This is a genomic window from Roseburia sp. OF03-24, assembly GCF_003463035.1.
Taxonomy (GTDB): domain Bacteria; phylum Bacillota; class Clostridia; order Lachnospirales; family Lachnospiraceae; genus Roseburia; species Roseburia rectibacter.
Window position 1 is genome coordinate 1 of the sequence record NZ_QSCK01000026.1, and the last position, 17,521, is coordinate 17,521.

Annotated in this window: 18 protein-coding genes, 1 pseudogene and 1 other annotated feature; of the genes and pseudogenes, 2 read left to right on the forward strand and 17 right to left on the reverse strand. The window is 39.0% G+C overall.

Annotation, left to right across the window (positions count from 1 at the left end; translation table 11 throughout):
• Positions 1-724: 724 nt before the first annotated feature.
• The 7 genes from rplL to rpmG all read right to left on the reverse strand — a co-directional run bounded on the left by rplL (position 725) and on the right by rpmG (position 4,364).
• Positions 725-1,102, reverse strand: coding sequence for a 50S ribosomal protein L7/L12 (gene rplL / locus DXA60_RS13240; RefSeq protein WP_117921879.1), 378 nt, complete (start codon positions 1,100-1,102; stop codon positions 725-727).
• 87 nt (positions 1,103-1,189) lie between these two features.
• Positions 1,190-1,753 (reverse strand): 50S ribosomal protein L10, encoded by a 564-nt coding sequence (gene rplJ, locus DXA60_RS13245; protein WP_117921880.1) that lies wholly within the window; start codon positions 1,751-1,753, stop codon positions 1,190-1,192.
• Between the two features lie 148 nt (positions 1,754-1,901).
• Positions 1,902-2,035: a sequence feature (ribosomal protein L10 leader region), on the reverse strand.
• Between the two features lie 71 nt (positions 2,036-2,106).
• On the reverse strand, positions 2,107-2,802 hold the full coding sequence (rplA, locus tag DXA60_RS13250) for a 50S ribosomal protein L1 (protein ID WP_117921881.1): 696 nt from the start codon (positions 2,800-2,802) through the stop codon (positions 2,107-2,109).
• A gap of 138 nt (positions 2,803-2,940) precedes the next feature.
• The gene (gene rplK, locus DXA60_RS13255; RefSeq protein WP_006855728.1) at positions 2,941-3,366 is read right to left on the reverse strand and encodes a 50S ribosomal protein L11; all 426 of its coding nucleotides are present in this window, start codon (positions 3,364-3,366) and stop codon (positions 2,941-2,943) included.
• Positions 3,367-3,436: 70 nt separating this feature from the next.
• A complete protein-coding gene (gene nusG / locus DXA60_RS13260; protein WP_006855729.1) occupies positions 3,437-3,955 on the reverse strand; it encodes a transcription termination/antitermination protein NusG in 519 nt (172 codons plus the stop codon).
• Positions 3,956-3,972: 17 nt separating this feature from the next.
• On the reverse strand, positions 3,973-4,188 hold the full coding sequence (gene secE, locus DXA60_RS13265) for a preprotein translocase subunit SecE (protein ID WP_015521110.1): 216 nt from the start codon (positions 4,186-4,188) through the stop codon (positions 3,973-3,975).
• A gap of 26 nt (positions 4,189-4,214) precedes the next feature.
• Positions 4,215-4,364, reverse strand: coding sequence for a 50S ribosomal protein L33 (gene rpmG, locus DXA60_RS13270; protein ID WP_006855731.1), 150 nt, complete (start codon positions 4,362-4,364; stop codon positions 4,215-4,217).
• A 403-nt stretch (positions 4,365-4,767) separates the two neighbouring features.
• On the opposite strand from rpmG, the gene DXA60_RS13275 reads away from it, so the two are divergent.
• Positions 4,768-6,066 (forward strand): flagellar capping protein, encoded by a 1,299-nt coding sequence (locus tag DXA60_RS13275; protein WP_243006884.1) that lies wholly within the window; start codon positions 4,768-4,770, stop codon positions 6,064-6,066.
• Positions 6,067-6,158: 92 nt separating this feature from the next.
• On the opposite strand, the gene DXA60_RS13280 is transcribed toward DXA60_RS13275, so the two are convergent.
• The 5 genes and pseudogenes from DXA60_RS13280 to DXA60_RS13300 form a co-directional block, all read right to left on the reverse strand.
• Positions 6,159-7,343 (reverse strand): CgeB family protein, encoded by a 1,185-nt coding sequence (locus tag DXA60_RS13280; RefSeq protein WP_243006885.1) that lies wholly within the window; start codon positions 7,341-7,343, stop codon positions 6,159-6,161.
• Between the two features lie 177 nt (positions 7,344-7,520).
• Positions 7,521-8,777, reverse strand: coding sequence for a glycosyltransferase family protein (locus tag DXA60_RS13285; RefSeq protein ID WP_117921883.1), 1,257 nt, complete (start codon positions 8,775-8,777; stop codon positions 7,521-7,523).
• 12 nt (positions 8,778-8,789) lie between these two features.
• Positions 8,790-10,376, reverse strand: coding sequence for an AAA family ATPase (locus DXA60_RS13290; protein ID WP_117921884.1), 1,587 nt, complete (start codon positions 10,374-10,376; stop codon positions 8,790-8,792).
• A gap of 41 nt (positions 10,377-10,417) precedes the next feature.
• Positions 10,418-11,566 (reverse strand): glycosyltransferase family 2 protein, encoded by a 1,149-nt coding sequence (locus tag DXA60_RS13295; RefSeq protein WP_117921885.1) that lies wholly within the window; start codon positions 11,564-11,566, stop codon positions 10,418-10,420.
• Between the two features lie 171 nt (positions 11,567-11,737).
• Positions 11,738-11,950, reverse strand: a pseudogene (locus DXA60_RS13300) (AAA family ATPase); the annotation flags it as partial.
• A gap of 120 nt (positions 11,951-12,070) precedes the next feature.
• Between DXA60_RS13300 and DXA60_RS13305 the strand changes: the two are divergent.
• Positions 12,071-13,084, forward strand: coding sequence for a glycosyltransferase family 2 protein (locus DXA60_RS13305; protein ID WP_117921886.1), 1,014 nt, complete (start codon positions 12,071-12,073; stop codon positions 13,082-13,084).
• 30 nt (positions 13,085-13,114) lie between these two features.
• On the opposite strand, the gene DXA60_RS18695 is transcribed toward DXA60_RS13305, so the two are convergent.
• From DXA60_RS18695 to DXA60_RS13325, 5 genes are all read right to left on the reverse strand, one after another.
• Positions 13,115-13,279 (reverse strand): NAD-dependent epimerase/dehydratase family protein, encoded by a 165-nt coding sequence (locus DXA60_RS18695; RefSeq protein ID WP_158570878.1) that lies wholly within the window; start codon positions 13,277-13,279, stop codon positions 13,115-13,117.
• 93 nt (positions 13,280-13,372) lie between these two features.
• On the reverse strand, positions 13,373-14,137 hold the full coding sequence (locus DXA60_RS13310) for a formyltransferase family protein (protein WP_006855741.1): 765 nt from the start codon (positions 14,135-14,137) through the stop codon (positions 13,373-13,375).
• 10 nt (positions 14,138-14,147) lie between these two features.
• Complete coding sequence (locus DXA60_RS13315; protein ID WP_006855742.1) at positions 14,148-14,849, reverse strand: WbqC family protein; 702 nt, start codon at positions 14,847-14,849, stop codon at positions 14,148-14,150.
• A gap of 1 nt (position 14,850) precedes the next feature.
• Positions 14,851-15,984: a dTDP-4-amino-4,6-dideoxygalactose transaminase gene (gene rffA, locus DXA60_RS13320; protein WP_117921887.1), complete on the reverse strand. Its 1,134-nt coding sequence runs from the start codon at positions 15,982-15,984 to the stop codon at positions 14,851-14,853.
• Positions 15,977-17,509, reverse strand: coding sequence for a glycosyltransferase (locus DXA60_RS13325; protein ID WP_117921888.1), 1,533 nt, complete (start codon positions 17,507-17,509; stop codon positions 15,977-15,979). Before DXA60_RS13325 ends, rffA begins: the two co-directional genes overlap by 8 nt.
• Positions 17,510-17,521: the final 12 nt, after the last annotated feature.

Consider the following 17,521-nt stretch of genomic DNA (forward strand, 5'->3'; position numbering starts at 1 on the left):
TCTTTGTTTTGTTGTCGTTCTCGGCGACAGCTTGTTTATTATATCTTGTCAAGACTGGTTTGTCAAGAACTTTTTTCATTTTTTCGAAAGGTTTTCTTTCAATCGGTTTTGTCCGATTTGTTATCTCAAACGCGACAACTCTGATATCTTATCATGTGTTGTTCTGTTTGTCAACAACTTTTTTATTTTATTTTGGAAGTTTTTCCAAAATGACGTTGTCCGCTGTAAGATTATGTCACATCTTGTGGTCAGCTTGACTATAATATCATCTGTTTCTTCTTCTGTCAACTCTTTTTTTGCAATATTTGATTTTTAGTAAAATGGAGATTACTCAAGGTAAATGTCATACTCTGCTGCACCCGCTCTAAAATCCCCATCTTCAGCTTTACATTGCCCAAAACGCCAAAAGAAGTCCGTTTCATCCAAATACATTACTATTGCCTCAAAATAACAGTTGTATGCCTATAAGCGTTCCGTTATGATCAAAAGCAGACACAGGCTCCTCGCAAACATTCCATTGTCATAAGAGGCAGAACACAGGCTTCGTAATCATTCTATTGTAAAAACAGAATACGGGTTGTGCAAACATTTTCTTGTAAAAAAAGAATACGGACTGTGTAAACATTCTTTCGCAAAAAAGAGCAGTTGCCAGATATGTCTGGCAGCTGCTCTTCTATAAGTACACTTTCCCGTGCACATTTTGCCTTGTTCAAAACAAAAGCAATTATTTTAATGTAACTTTTGCACCCTCAGCTTCAAGTTTAGCTTTGATATCCTCAGCTGTTGCTTTGTCAGCTGCTTCTTTTAATACTTTTGGAGCTCCGTCTACTACGTCTTTAGCTTCTTTTAAGCCTAATCCTGTAGCTTCACGAACAACTTTGATAACTTTAACTTTGTTCGGGCCAACTTCTGTTAACTCTACATCGAACTCAGTCTTCTCTTCTGCTGCTGCGCCGTCACCAGCACCTGCTGCTGCAACTACAACGCCTGCTGCTGCAGATACGCCGAACTCTTCTTCACAAGCTTTTACTAAATCATTTAACTCTAATACGCTTAACTCTTTGATAGCATCGATAAATTCTGCTGTTGTTAATTTTGCCATTATAATTTTCCTCCATTATAATTTATTATAGCATCGGTCAGTCTCTCTGCCGTGCCCCTATACTGTTTCATCCAGCCGCCGGATAGATTACTCTGCCGGTGTTTCTGCTGGTTCTTCTGCAGCTACTGCTTCTTCTGCCGGAGCAGCTTCTACTGCTGCATCTGCCGCACCGCCTTTTTCTGCGATCTGATTGAGAACGCGAGCAAGGTTGGTAATCGGAGACTGTAAGCTTCCAAGTAATTTGGAAAGAAGTTCTTCTCTTGACGGTACTGCTGCGATAGCTTTCATGCCTGCCTCGTCATAATAAGTACCCTCAACAACACCTGCTTTAATTTCAAGAGCAGGAGCTGTTTTAGCGAACTTAGCTAAAACTCTTGCCGGAGCTGTTGCATCCTCAGTAGAGATAGCGAAAGCGTTTGGTCCTTCAAGAACGTCTCTTAAGCTTTCGAACTGTGTACCTTCTACTGCACGGCTTACTAAAGTATTTTTGTATACCTTGTAAGTAACACCAGCTTCTCTTAATGCTTTACGTAACTGAGTATCTTCTGCTACGGTAAGTCCACGGTAGTCAACTACTACGACTGACTGTGCATCTTTGATGTTTTCAGAAATTTCCTGTACGATAGGCTGTTTGAGTTCTACTTTTGCCACGAATCGTGCACCTCCTTTTATTATTTTGCCGGCAGGTAACTCCTGTCGGATCGCAATGGATAATCCACCGCTGCTGCATAAAAGACTTGAGGTATATAAAACCGTTTTTTATATTTATAATAAATTGCACCTTCATAAGTGAATGTATTGTAACAAATAAAAAACTCCCTGCAAAGACAGAGAGATACGGTCAAAATAATCTTGATAAAGATCCCCTCGGTAGGTCGTCTTACGTTTACGCCATGTGGCACCTACTGTCTTCGGCATATATGCAAACCGCTGAGCGGTCAAAAACCAACTCAACGATTTGCATTATAACATTGTATATTATGGTTGTCAACAATTTTCTGCTGTTACTGTGTAATTTTAACTACGTTTAATCTTACACCAGGTCCCATTGTAGATGTAAGAGTTGCACTCTTAACATACTGACCTTTTAAGCTTGCAGGTTTAGCTTTGTTGATTGCACCCATAAGGGTCTGGAAGTTGTCGCTTAACTGTTCTTCTGTAAAAGAAGCTTTTCCAACTGGCACGTGGATAATGTTTGTTTTGTCCAATCTGTACTCAATCTTACCAGCTTTGATGTCGTTAACAGCTTTTGTAACATCCATAGTTACTGTTCCAGCTTTCGGGTTTGGCATTAAACCTTTCGGTCCAAGTACACGGCCAAGACGTCCAACAACGCCCATCATGTCCGGTGTAGCAACAACAACATCGAAATCTAACCATCCCTCGTTCTGGATCTTCGGGATCAGTTCCTCGCCGCCTACGAAATCAGCGCCTGCTGCCTGTGCTTCATCAACCTTGGTTCCTTTTGCGAATACTAAAACCTTAACTGATTTACCAGTTCCGTGTGGTAATACAACTGCACCACGGATCTGCTGCTCTGCATGACGTCCATCACAACCTGTTCTGATGTGAAGTTCGATTGTCTCATCAAATTTAGCTGTTGCGTTTTTCTTTACCAGGCTGATTGCTTCAGCAACATCGTACTGAGCAGCCTTGTCAAAACCTTTAACAGCTTCCTGATATTTCTTTCCTCTTTTCATTCTAAAAAACCTCCTGGTGGTATTATCGGGAGAGGGCCCTCCCACATAATCGTTAACAAATAGTCTTGATTGTTGTAGAATTTTCCAGAAGAATGCCGCTCTTGCATTCTTCCAATGAATTTGCTGTTTTTGCAAATTCTATTCTTCTACGGTAACGCCCATACTTCTTGCAGTACCGGCGATCATGCTCATAGCTGCCTCTAAAGATGCTGCATTTAAGTCTGGCATTTTTAATTCTGCGATTTCCTGTAATTTTGCTTTGGAAAGTGTAGCAACCTTTGTCTTGTTCGGTGTTGCAGAACCAGATTTAATGTTGCAGGCTTTCTTAATTAATACAGGAGCAGGTGGTGTCTTTGTAACGAAGCTGAAGCTTCTGTCTGCATATACTGTAATAACTACAGGGATGATAAGATCTCCCTGATCAGCTGTTCTTGCGTTGAACTGTTTTGTAAATTCAACGATATTAACGCCGTGCTGTCCAAGAGCAGGTCCAACTGGAGGAGCAGGTGTAGCCTTGCCAGCAGGAATCTGCAATTTGATATATCCTTCTACTTTCTTTGCCATTTGGAATTGCCTCCTTAATCCAATGTTTCAGGCATGATTTCATACCTGCGCACAGATCCTGGTCTGTGCATTAATTGTTAAGTTTTACATCTGCGAAACTTATTTCTACCGGTGTTTCGCGACCGAACAGTTCAACATTGATCGTTACACTCTGCTTTCCGTGGTTCATCGCCTGAATTACTCCGATGGTGTCTTTCCAGACGCCTCCGGTAACCACAACGGTGTCTCCCTCTGTAAAGTCAACTTCAATGTTCTCTTTTTTGATTCCCAATGGTTTCATTTCCATATCGGTAAGTGGAACCGGCTTACTTCCCGGACCAACAAATCCGGTAACACCACGGGTATTTCTGACAACATACCATGTGTCGTCATTCATAACCATATTGATAAGAACGTATCCCGGAAACATTTTCTTTGATACGGATTTTTTTGCGCCATTTTTCATTTCGACAACATCCTGCATCGGGACGCGGACCTCTAAGATCTGATCTTCCAGATGTCTGTTTTCAATTGTCTTGTCAATGTTCGCTTTTACCTTATTCTCATATCCTGAGTAGGTATGAACAACATACCAGTGTGCCTCTGCCATAAATCACTCTGCCTCCATTAAAAATTAAAACCAACAAGGAAATCAACGCCATACTGAATTGCGAAATCCAAAAGCGCGATAATAAGACCTAATACAACGGATACAGCAATAACCGCCGTGGTCTGTCTTACAAGTGATTGTTTCTCCGGCCAGATGATCTTTTTGAACTCAGCCGAAAGACCGGTAAACCAACTCTCTTTCGGAGCCTTGTCTAACTTCTCGGTTTCTCCCATTTTTTCACTCCTTTGCCACGCGCGTCCTATTTGGTTTCTTTGTGTAACGTATGGGTCTTGCAGAATCTGCAATACTTTTTGGTTTCCATCCTGTCAGGATGAGCTTTTTTGTCTTTTGTCATGTTGTAGTTACGGTTTTTGCATTCCGTACATGCCAATGTTATTTTTGTGCGCACAACTTCCACCTCCATTAAAATTCTTTGTGCTTTTTCCTGCCCCGGTCTCCGTAGTGAGACGTTTTCTAAGGATCAGCGACAGTCCTTAAAAAAAGGCATAAAAAAAAGACCTACTTCCATCGCCTGTCTACTATATCATATCCGTCTATTTCCGTCAATCTTTTTTTATATTTAAAAATCCACAATATCTATCCATACTTTTCTGTGAGTTTTTTCCTATTTATTTCCTATTTCACATTTTTTTCTCAAATGGTATAATATTTTTAGATGGTTCAACCGAAATAGTTCTAAAGAATCTTTAAATTTATATTAAAATCCCCACATTTATCATGCCAGGCGGCAAGGATGCTGTCCTATAACCTGATAAATGTTATATATTTCATGGAAGAAAGGAGGGGTTTTCTTGGCTGCTATTGACAGTGCATATCATTATTATTTAAGCACTTATGGCACTTCGAAGGTATCGCGTTATGATACCCATAAGAAGAGTCAGCTTCGTGCTGTCTATAATCAGATTGTAAAAACAAACAAAGATACTCCTCTGTATAAAATTCCAGATTCTACAGATGTCAAAAAATTTGTGATCGATCTGAAAGAACATACCCGCTCAATCCAGAATGTGATCGCATCCCTTTCTGACAATGATGAGGGGATTGAAAACGTATTCAATAAAAAAGTGGCAAAGTCTTCTGATTCATCCTCTGTTAATGTTTCCTACATCGGAGAAGATCAGAATCTCGATAATTCTCTGCATTTTGATGTTGAAGTAAGGCAGCTTGCTGCTCCGCAGATCAATATCGGAAAGTTTCTGTATCCTGATGAATGTGATTTTAAGGCCGGTACTTACACATTCGACATATCAACTGACTTAAATTCATACGAATTTCAGTATACGGCAGGCAGAAATGATGACAATCAGTACATTCTTGAAAAACTTGCACGCCTGGTCAATTCTTCCGGCGTCGGAATCCATGCAGATCTTGCGAAAAATGCCAGCAATAAGATTGCACTGCGTCTGACTTCAAGCCAGACCGGTCTCGCTGACGGTCAGTCTTATCTGTTTGAAGTTACCCCAAGTTCCGATCATGCATCCGCAAAAGCAATGCAGACACTCGGTATTGACTATGTTGCCCAGCAGGCATGTAATTCTTCTTTCCTGTTAAATGGTACTGAACACGCATCCTTGTCTAACACTTTTACCGTCAACAATGCTTTTGAGCTGACATTGAACAAACCAAGTTCCCGGACAACGCCTGTACAGATTGGTTTCAAAACAACCGCTGACTCTGTTGTAGACAATGTACAGTCTTTGATAAATGTGTACAATAATCTGATCCAACTGAGTTATCACTATGACGATACACAGGAAGCAGATAAATTGCGGCGTGATTTCACGCAGGTAGTGAAACCTTATTACAATGAATTTGAGTCATACGGACTGAATTTAACAGACGATGGAGAAATCAAAATCGATACAAATCTCCTGACAGACGCCGTTACTTCTGCTGATGCCAAAGAATGTTTTTCCACATTAAATAAATTCAAAAATGATCTCGGAACGACCGCTGGAAATGTCTCTGTCGACCCATTAAATTATGCAAGCAAAACGATGATCACATACAAAAGACCCGGACATAAGAATTTTTCCTGTCCTTATCTGACTTCCGTTTATTCCGGAATGATGTTAGACAGATACTGCTAAACGGACACTTACAGATTTTCTGTAGTGTCCGTTTAATATTCCAATATCCCAGATGCAACTTCAGATTATGCATCTTTCACACTGATCATGTACTATATATCATTTTCCTGATTTTCATTTTCTTCTATAATATCCAGCATCGTATTTATTCTTTCTATATAATTGTGATGCTCCCTTACTTTTCGATAACCATTTTCCGCGATTGCCAGACGTTCTTCCTCATGTGCCAGATAATATCCTGCTTTTTCACAAAGATCATCAATTCCGTCAAAGCATACTAAATCTTCGCCTTCTTTAAAATAATATGGTATCTCTGCCTGATAGTTCGTCAACAAAAAGCCACCTGCCCCAAGCACATCCCATACCCTGAGCGGTATGCCGCTCTTGATATTCGGAATCGTAAAATTCAGATTGATCTTTGACATACGAAAAACCTGCGGCAGCTCACTCCAGTAATCAACCGAACCACAGTACTGAATCCGCAGCATATCACTTATATCACTGTTACTGTACACATTGACATGATAACGTTTTGACAGTTCGATCAATGCACGTCTGCGCTCCACTTCCGCAATTTTAAATCCAAGTACGGTCGTCTGAAAGATCAGTCCAAGATCCGAAAACGACCCTTCTGATTTTTCTAGTTCAAAATATTCCTGAAGTTTTTCCAGTATATCCGTGGTCAGCATAGGTTCCACAATATTTGCACCACTGATATTTAACTGTGCCTCGATCACTGCGTCAAAATACCCCCGTAGATATTCTGGCAGCCTGCTTTTTATCTTATCATAAGAATTTCTTTCATAAAGGCTTCCAACAAATGCGATATCCCCTTTGTATTTCTGTATTTCCGGCGAATTTGCAATCACCATATCCATCCGGTTTGTATCTACCGCAAGCGGAAGATACCAGATATGCTCTACTCCCATCTCCCGAAATTCCAGATAATTTGTCTTATCAAAGGTAAATATATAATTGCAGGGATGAAAAATGGATTCGTGATACATACTGATCAGCGGATTGTCACAGCTCCACGATACATATTTTATTCCCATCTTCTGACAGACATTCGAGATCAGCGCAAAATAATTGACCGTAAATACCATATCATAATGCGTTTCCTGCATTTTGTGCTCAATTATTTTTTCAAATTCCGGATCAATATCATAATTGCCAAGGTGCTGTTCGATATTATCCACAGTATGTCCCAACAATATAAATGTCTGCTCTATGTCTCTGTAATTATAAGCCTTCCAGCGATACATCAATATGTGCATAATAATCCCCATTCCTGCGCTGCTTTTAAGCGCATCACAAGTTTGTGCGAAGCACAAATCTTGCGTGTGAAAAATGTATTTTTCACACTAATCTCCATTCCTGTGCTGTTTCAGCCAAAATAACGTTTTCATCTGTATATAAAGCCTGTTGCAGAGAGAGAATGAAAACCTCCAGCTCTACATCCATGCTTCCCTGATCCACGCTGCCCTGCTTTTCCACGTATGATGCTCTTTTGCTGACTGATATCCACAGTCTGCCATCTTTTGTGTGGATTGCATGTGTCCGAACAGATCAAATACACGTTCCGGCAGGGTACGGATCTCATTTCTTGAAAACATCACAAGCTCTTTTCCATCCGTAAATTCTCTTCGCAGATAAGTGGAATCATCCGTCACAACTGCTGCCCCCGCAAGCATTCCATTAAAAATACGGTCATGTGCTCCGGCTTTAAACCAGGTCATCGTATTCAGGACAATCTTGCTGTCGTTCATCAGTGGCAATATTTCCGGCGCAAGTACTTTTCCACCATACACCAGATACGGATTATCGCTCCATTCACACTGATCCCAACCTGTTCCATATGCTGTCACGCGAATCCCATTTTCCACCAGAATACGGACAGCCTGTTCACGGAAAAATGACGTGGCATACGAGTCAATAAAACGCATCTGCACGATAATCTCATGAATACGCTGTTCTGAAATATCATTCCGCTTATATTTTAAATATTCTTCTATCACATCCTCTGTTGTCCGGTCAGGATGATGCACCAGTTCTGACAGCACAGTCTGTGCCATCTCCTCTCCATCGACTTCCGGGATGGATGATAGATCCGGTATCATCTTCGCAACTGTGTAGATCGGCAATGCCCCGGCATATAAAACATCAATTCCACGCTCCGCAAGCGGCTTGTGCCTGCTGCCAAGTTCCACTCCCGCATGTGGCAGGAAATCAGTATACCGGATATTTTTAAAGTATCTTCGGATGTAGCGGACATGATTCCGGTCTGTACACAGCACAACGGATGTGTCCGGCGCATTCTGCAATGGTTTTTCATAATGAAACGGGTGATCCATCAGGATATTGATGTATGGAATCTCATAGGTTTCCCACAAATTCGGCTCTCTTGAGGAATTTATATCTTTTGGGGAATATCCCATATTCTGTTTTGAACATGCATCACCAGTTTCTGTTTTGGCTTCCGGAAGTGTCAGATTATATCCGAGGTTATTAAAAGTGACACCAAAAAATCTCTGTCCTTTTTTTATACCTTCTTCGATGCATTCGATCAATGCCTGCTTACTCTCCTCTTCCAAACGGGCATCATAAGTAAATGAGGCATACCCCATGGTCTCAAACGCATTTTTCAGTTCCTGTGTAAATAAGTCAAGGGTATCGTAGATGCCGGTGATGTAGATGATGGTTGTTTGCATGGTTGTCTCCTGTTATAACTTGATTCTTTCTATCCTGCAGCTATGTCTTTTATAATCGTCCTTTACAGAATCTGTATTGTCATAATTAATGCCAACCAGGATCACTTCTCCATGGTAATCTTTCAGACTCTGCATGTATTCCTTCTTCTTTATCTGTGCAATGGCTGCATCCGAAGATTTATCCCATTTTAATTCCACTACGATTGCTGGCACATCTCTATATTTTCTCGGAACAAACACAATATCTGCAAATCCTTTCCCCCCTGCAAGTTCCCGATACATTACATAATCTTTCCGCGCGGCATAATATGCCAGTGAAAGCACGCATGACATTGAATTTTCATCATTATACTTTAAGATAGATATATTTTCCTGATGCACCTGTTCAATCATTTGTGCAACATATTCTTCTTTTCCATCTATGGTTGCCCAAAGCAGTGCTTCAGAATTACGGATCGCATCCATAACCGGTTCCCAGCCACCGTCTTCTATACAGTTAATAAATTCTTTCTGCACCTCCTGATTTGGAATAGAAACCGTCTTGTTCTCAAAATCATAGGTCAGGTATCCCAAATGTACCAAAAGTGTAAATATATCATCTACGCTTGCAAACGTGGACATATCATTCTGAAATTTATCTGGATTAATTTTAATATGACTGCCTGAAATAAGCTGCGTAACTAACGCTTTCAGGTGATACATATCCATCTGTATATATTTTTTTAATGCTTCATATGTCTCTGTCTTCGTCCAATAACTGTCAAAGTCATGTCCCAACAATGACATAACAACCGATCTCGGATTATAAATCTGAACGCCCTTTAAATCATATCCATCGTACCACTGTTTCATTCTGTCATAAGGCATACCATATGACACACACAGACTTTGAACTTCCTCTTCCGTAAACCCGGTAAATTCAGCGAGTTCCCTTTGATTGGTCATGGAATATTCATCAAACATATTGAGAGCTGAATGCTCGCCATACTTTTTAATCGGCAGTATTCCCGTCATATAAGCCAACGCAATATATGGCTTATCTTTCATCCACAGGCGCAAGAAATCCAGATATTTTTTCTGCGCTTCATCATCCCCCGGATACTTTCGGAATATACAGTCCCACTCGTCGATAATGATTATAAATTTCTGATTTCTCTGACTATATATGTTCTCTAATACATCAATAAGATCTTCCCGGTCAAAACAGTCTACATCTCCGTATTCCCGCCTGATATCCCACAAAAGCCTCTTTTGTAGGTAATCGATCATTCCGTCCACTGTCTGTGCACGGTTAAGAAAGTCAAGCATATTGACATGAAGGACATTATATTTATTCAAATTTGCCTCAAAACTCTCATCCTGTGCAATCTTATAATCAGCAAACATGCTTTTAGAATCGCATCCTTTACTATAATATGCCACAAGCATATTTGCAGTCATAGATTTTCCAAAACGGCGTGGTCTGCTTACACATATATTCTGATGTTCGGTATTCAGATTCCGATTCATTTCAGAAATCAGCATGGTTTTATCCACATATATCTTGGAATTAAGTGCTTTCTGAAATTCTTCATTTCCCGGATTTAAATATATTCCCATTCTCTTCTCCATTCCTGCGTATTCTATCTACAACAGGCTGACTACAATAGTTTCAAACGTTTTACCGCCGGCTCATAACCGCCACATTTCTGATAATAATACTTCGCCTCACTGATTTTTCCCAGACATTCATTGATAACACCCACATTATAATATGCTGCATAGGAATTTACTCCCGCCATCCTGCAGTCCCGGTGTTTGACCGCTTTCAAAAATTCTCCAACTGCTGCATCAAACATAGCGTTGTTCATATAAATGAGTCCCATCAGGAACTGAAAATCCGCACTATTTCCAAATTCTTCATATATGTTTTCAAAAAAAAGTGCCTCCTCTGCACGTCCACTGTTGATGAGTGCATAGCCATAGGTTTCCACCATATCGATCACATACTCTAACTTTGGTTCAAGATCATAGCTTAGACCATGGGCAAACCAGAAACATGCCTCATTATAATCTTCTGCCATATAATAACTTTTTCCAAGCTGGTATAAAAGATACGGGATCTGCTCCATTTTCTTTAAATCCGCAATGTTTTGTGCCGGCATTGTCTTTTGCGATTTGGAATGCTTTATGTTTTGCTCCAGCTCATCTGCATGCGCATTTGCATCCCATCCTAAGCTCTTTAACTCCTGCTCCAACAAACGGATGTTGCGCAGCGCCTTTTTCTTCTTCTCTGCCTGTGGCAGATCATAGCCTGTATGCCCGATCACAACCGGTGCTTTGTATGTAAGATATTCTTTTTCGTCATATGCAGTCACCTGTTCATGGATTCTTCCTGTATAATGAAATTTTTCTTTTGAGAAAATACGGTTAATCCATTCCTTATTCTCCTGCTTGCCGTCTTTTCCGGAAATAATGTTGATCCTTTGTATCCTGCCAACTTCGCCTGTATGTGCAGCAATCAGTTTTTCTAACTCCGGCATATCGATCTGCTGTAAAAACTCGTCGCTGTCAATGACCATTACATACGGATATGCCGCCTTTGAAACTGCAAAATTTTTCGCTGCCGAAAAATCATCGCACCATGGAAAATCATAGATATTCTCCGTATATTCTGCGGCAATTTTCTTTGTCTGATCTGTGGAGCCGGTATCGGCTACGATCAATTCAAATCCGGTGTTCTGGAAAGATTTCAGGCAACGTGCCAGATTGTGTTCTTCGTTTTTGGTGATAATGCAGACTGATAACATGTGATTGGTCTCCTGTGTGGTTCAGATTTTACTGAACTAAATATTTGTGTATCCTGAATTTTACTTTTTATCAAGTTTCCAGTGGTCTATTGACAATCAGCAGCCGATTCGATCAGGACTGTCTTTCCTTTGCATCTCGTTCCGCCGGCTGTTTCAGCTCGATCATGACATCATATCTGCCAAACCCGCATAATCTATGGCGAAAAATTGCTCCACCATACTCATTGTAAGCGTTTTCCCAAAACGACGTGGACGGGTAATCAGAGTCGCACTGTCCCCACAGTCCCACCATTCTTTAATAAAAGGCGTTTTATCTATATAAAAATAGTTTCCCTGGATAATTGTCGAAAAATCCTGTATACCGATTGCTATATTTCCAGCCATTGATACCTCCCTGTTTTTTATACTGATATTGTCCGTTCTTTTCAATTATGATAAATTAATGATATACCATTTTTGTATATTATACCATATGCAACCTTTTTATCAGGAGAATTTTGATCTATGAAAAAAATAAGTGTCATCATCCCATGTTTTAATGCAACAAAATATCTTCCGAAATGTTTTATGTCACTTGTACAGCAGACAATCGGAATTGACCAGATCGAACTGATTTTTGTGGACGATGCATCCACAGACGAGGGTGCTACCTGGAACATGCTGCAGGAATTCGAACGTGCCTATCCAGAAAGTATTATGATCTTAAAACTTGAGGAAAATATGCGTCAGGGCGGCGCAAGAAATATTGCCCTGCAGTACGCAACGGGTGAATATATTGCATTTGTTGACGCAGATGATTTTGTTGCTGATAATTTTCTATTGGAAACTTATGAAAAAGCAAAAGAATCGGATGCTGATATCATCCAGTTTGAATATTTTTACTATACAGACCGTCTGGGTGCCGTAGACTCCGGTCGGAATGTTACACCGGAAGTGATTAAAATTTCTTCTGTCAGTGAACGCAAAAAATTTCTGATCTCAGAAAAAGTTACTTATGGCTGCTGGAATAAACTTTACCGACATGATCTGCTGAAAAAGGCTCATACCTCCTACGCAGAACATGTCATTTATGAGGAGCCGCTTTTTGTATACCCGCTTTTATATTTTGCGGATAAAATTGTGATCTTAAACGATGCCTACTATTATTACAGGCAAAACGATGCCGGAACCATGCGAAATGATATGAAACAGGAAGAAACCTTAAAGATGCATGCTGATGTCCAGCTTGCGGTCTGGAACTTTATGAAAAAAACCCCATTTTTTCAGGAATATTATGACGAGATCAAGCTGTATTTCCTCCATACCTATCTGTATGAAACACTGTACTTTGCAAAACTCCGGGGGTTCCAGCCTTCCTATTCTTTCTACAAAAAATTAGAAAAAACGGTTCTTGCGGAGGTGCCGGATTATGCGCAGTCCATTTACAATGCCCTGATCCCGAAGCAGATGGAGCTGTATCGGATGATCGGGGAGGGGATGACGGAAGATGATTTTAAGGGGTACTGGGAGCGGCTGTGAGCCGCTCCCAATTTAAAAAAACATACCAGATCACCTAACATCTGATATGCTCATCTTTTTATCTATGACTTCTAATTGAGCTTTTAAAATAATATTTTGTTCTTCTACTTCATGTCCCTGTCTGACAATATAATCGCACAGATTCCGTCCTATAAATCCATTTCCGCCTAAAATAATATATTTATTTCGTATCAATTGTAACTCTCCATTCCCTTTCTTGCTTTATTGAATGAATCATAATACTATTTTGAAACATTCTTTACAGATAAACTGCTTCCGAATGCCATGTTATATTACTGCAGCATCATTTGAACCAAACACTTTCTCAAAATCCCCCCAGCACTTAATATATATTTTCTCCCCATTGCACTCCACTATCGCTCCCTTGTACTCTGCCTGTGAATGTATCTTTGCATTTACCTGCAACAGGGTATCTGTTTCCGGATTTATTGTATAATCTTTCTCCTCAATTCTTCTCCGGTATATGCCTTCCTCTATCAACTTTCCATGCCGATTGCCTTTTAAGTATTCATATAAATCTGTCAGCATATCCGGAATACGCTGTTCAAGTTTCTTTCTGAGAGTTCCGGGTGTATCTTTATATTCCAAATAGCAGACAGATGTCGATACCAGTTCCCCCATATCAATTTCTGCTGAAATTTTATGCAAGGACATTTCCGTCGTCTTTTCCCCTAAAAGTACTGCCCAGTTTAATGGCGAACTTCCACGGTTTGTCCGAAGGCTCCCTGGATGGAAATTAAAAATATTTATCTGTTCTATTACCGTCTGTGGAATAATAATTCCAAAATCATACATAACTGCCACGGAAATATTTTCTTTTATTAAAACAGATTCCAGTTCTGCTTTGTTTTTTACATCAAATAAAGACAGATTTGCTTTTTGTGCCACATCTTCTAACTCTAATGTTCGCTTTTTAGATTCACATACCACTGCTTTGATCATAAATTTTTTTGAATCTGTCAGAATCCGGATCATATCCGGTAAATTTCCAATATATACAATAGAAATCCTATCATCAACACTATGTGCCATAGATAACTCCTTACCTTTTTAAACTCTTCATATATTCTGATGCTTTTGGACCTTCATTAAAGATAAGGTCTAGTATGGAAACGCCATGTTCAAACTGTTTTGACATCTGCTTGTATTGTGGGTACCCAGAATAATCCATCCAGTCAAGTGTTATACCTGCATCTTCAAAATATTTTTCTACTATATAATCTTTTGCAGCAGGTCCGGAAAGATAATAGTCTCCCCCTGCTTCCTTTACAAGGCCTACCAGACGTTCTGTTTTTCCGTCAACCAGCGTATAATCCGAACTCCAGGTTATTTTCGTATTAATGTGCAGAATATCACAAATTTCTTTTAAAAACAGATAATTAATTTTACTTAAATAACTTTCTTCCCTGCATGCCTCATAAATATTGTGAATGCGTTCTTCATATTCTGAAAAATATTCTGTCTTTGCATAATTATACTGGATACTTCGCCAGTGCTTATCTACCCACTCATGATCCAACACTTTCGTTTCATTAATCTTCTGATAAAACTTACCTTTATTTTCAACCGGAATAGTAAGCCATATCAGCCCTGTAGGTGTCATGATTTTATTTCTGTTTCTCCAGTCCCTTCTGGTGTACTGCATATCATCATAAAGGATAAATTCATCCACCATATTGATAATGTCAAAATATCCTTTCCACGGTATATAATTTGATTGCAATATAGCCACTTTTTTTCCCATTTTATCGCCCCTTATAAAATTCCTTTATTTTATCCGTAACATAAATTACTTCTTCTTCCTTTAATGCATAAAACATAGGAAGCCGGAGCAGTCTATCACTCTCCTTGGTTGTATAACGATCTTCCCCAATAAACTGTCCATATTTTCTGCCTGCAATCGATGTATGTAGCGGTACATAATGAAATACCGATTTAATTCCATTCTGCCCCAGATATGCGATCAACTCAGTTCTTTCTTCCAGGTCTGCAGTTTTTATATAAAACATATGGGCATTATGTTGGCATTCCTTCGGAACATAAGGTAATCCGATTTTGCCCTCCTCTTGCAATTCCTGTAACCTGCTGTAATATAACTCCCATAACATCAGGCGCCTGTTGTTGATCTCCTCTGCAATTTCCAGTTGTGGCAATAAATATGCCATATTCAATTCACTCGGCAAATACGATGATCCCTTATCCACCCAGCTATATTTATCTATTTCGCCTCTAAAATACTGTGAACGGTTTGTTCCTTTTTCTCTGATAATTTCTGCAGTATGAACATATTCCTCCCTGTTGACAAAAATCAGCCCGCCTTCTCCCATGGTATAGTTTTTTGTCTCATGAAAACTGTATGTACCAAAATCACCTATACAGCCAAGAGCCCATCCTTTATAGGTTGACATCATTCCCTGCGCCGCATCTTCTATGACAAACAGGCTTTTCTTTTTCGCAATATCAAGAATCGTATCCATTTCACATGCCACTCCTGCATAATGCACAGGAACGATTGCCTTTGTTTTGTCCGTAATTGCATTTTCAATCAATGTTTCATCTATATTCATGGTATCCGGCCGTATATCCACAAATTTAATTTTCGCACCTCTCAGTACAAATGCATCTGCCGTGGAAACAAATGTAAACGATGGCATAATCACTTCATCTCCCGGCTGGATATCACAAAGCAATGCTGCCATTTCCAACGCATGTGTACACGAAGTTGTAAATAAAACCTTTTTTCCGTATCTTTCCTGAAACCAGGTAGTACAAAGTTTTGTAAATTCTCCGTCTCCATTCAATCTTCGATATTTCAAAATTGCTTCTGTAATATACCCAACCCCTTTTTCTACATATACGGGTTCATTAAAATTAATCATTTAACAGAATCTCCTTAATTCCTTTCAACATTTCATCACAAAAATCTATAACTTTATTTTCTCCATGTGCTTTTGCATATTGTAGTGCTTCCTGTTGCTGTGCTTTATAAAACTCTGAGTCTCTCATATATCTGCATATAGTTTCATACATTTCTTCATAATTGCTTACAACAAACTCTCCCGAAACATTATATGCCACATCACCTGTCGGCAATGTCACAACCGGTATTCCTGCATATAAGGCAATCATACTGCTCCAACCGCCTCCTAGACGTTCAGGGTTAAGATATAAATCCAATGCACCAACCGTACCCTTTAAATTTGGGCAATATCCCAAATAATGTATACGCTTCTCAAACATATTATTTACTAACCGTTTTTGTAAATCTTTAGTTTCACCAATTATAACAAAGTCAACCTTTTCGCTCTTTTGCAGTATTTTCTTCATAAACTGCTCAAATGAATCTGATATTTCCTGATCCAGCCGATTTCCAATAATTGCAATCAAAAATTTATCTTCAGGTAAATTAAGTTCCTGTCTTGTATATTCTACGCCATCTGTATCAAACAATGCTGGAAATCTGTTATTCATAAATATTTGTTTTTGATACGGGTTCAGATTTTTTTCATAAAGATTTTCTATACTTTCCTCTAACCTTGTATGTCTGACAAATATATCCGCATCAGAAACAGGCGCCTCTGTTACCATATTAAGGTTTACTGTTGTCGTAAATATATGTGGCAAATCTGCAATTGGATTACATACTCCCATTTCAAACACAAATAACGGATTAAATTCATAAATTTTAGAAAGCATCTGGCGATAATCTTTGATATTACAATCACGCAAGGGATACTGATATATCGATAAAACACTATCCTTATAAATTTTTTCTGCATAACCATATTCACCAGAATTATAAAGCACCGCGCCTATCCATATATAAAAAGGAAGTTTTCCATTACTTGCACAAGTAATAATTTCAACATCAAATCCAAACTTTTTCTGAAGAGTATTTGCTATTTCAAAAGTCATTCTCGTCGGTGCATGATTCAAATTTTCCGTTAACTGTTCTGTTATAATCATAATTCTATTATGATTTCTATTACAGACAGGTATATATGTATATTCTTCCTGCAATGCCTTGAAAATGCTTGCTATGTTATTTCTGTGAATTTTACATTTGAGTTCATATGGAATCTTATCAACTTGAATCTCCAACATAATTTGTGTAACCCAATCGTACTCTTCCCTACAAATCTGTCTTGCTGCGTCCATTTGAAATTCATCCAATTGAATTACTTTTATTATGTAAGATAATATCAACACAGAATCTTTGACATTAAATTGATATCTAATTAATTGATGTATTTTATTCTTTTCTTCTTCTGAATAACTCTCATATATTTTCTTCAAATCTTTTGGATTTATCGCAGATAGTTTTCTATCATTTTCTATAGAAATCATCTGCATACAATTTGAAATAATTGTTTGCAGCCACTGTACCGGAGTAAAACTAACCATATTCTATTCCTC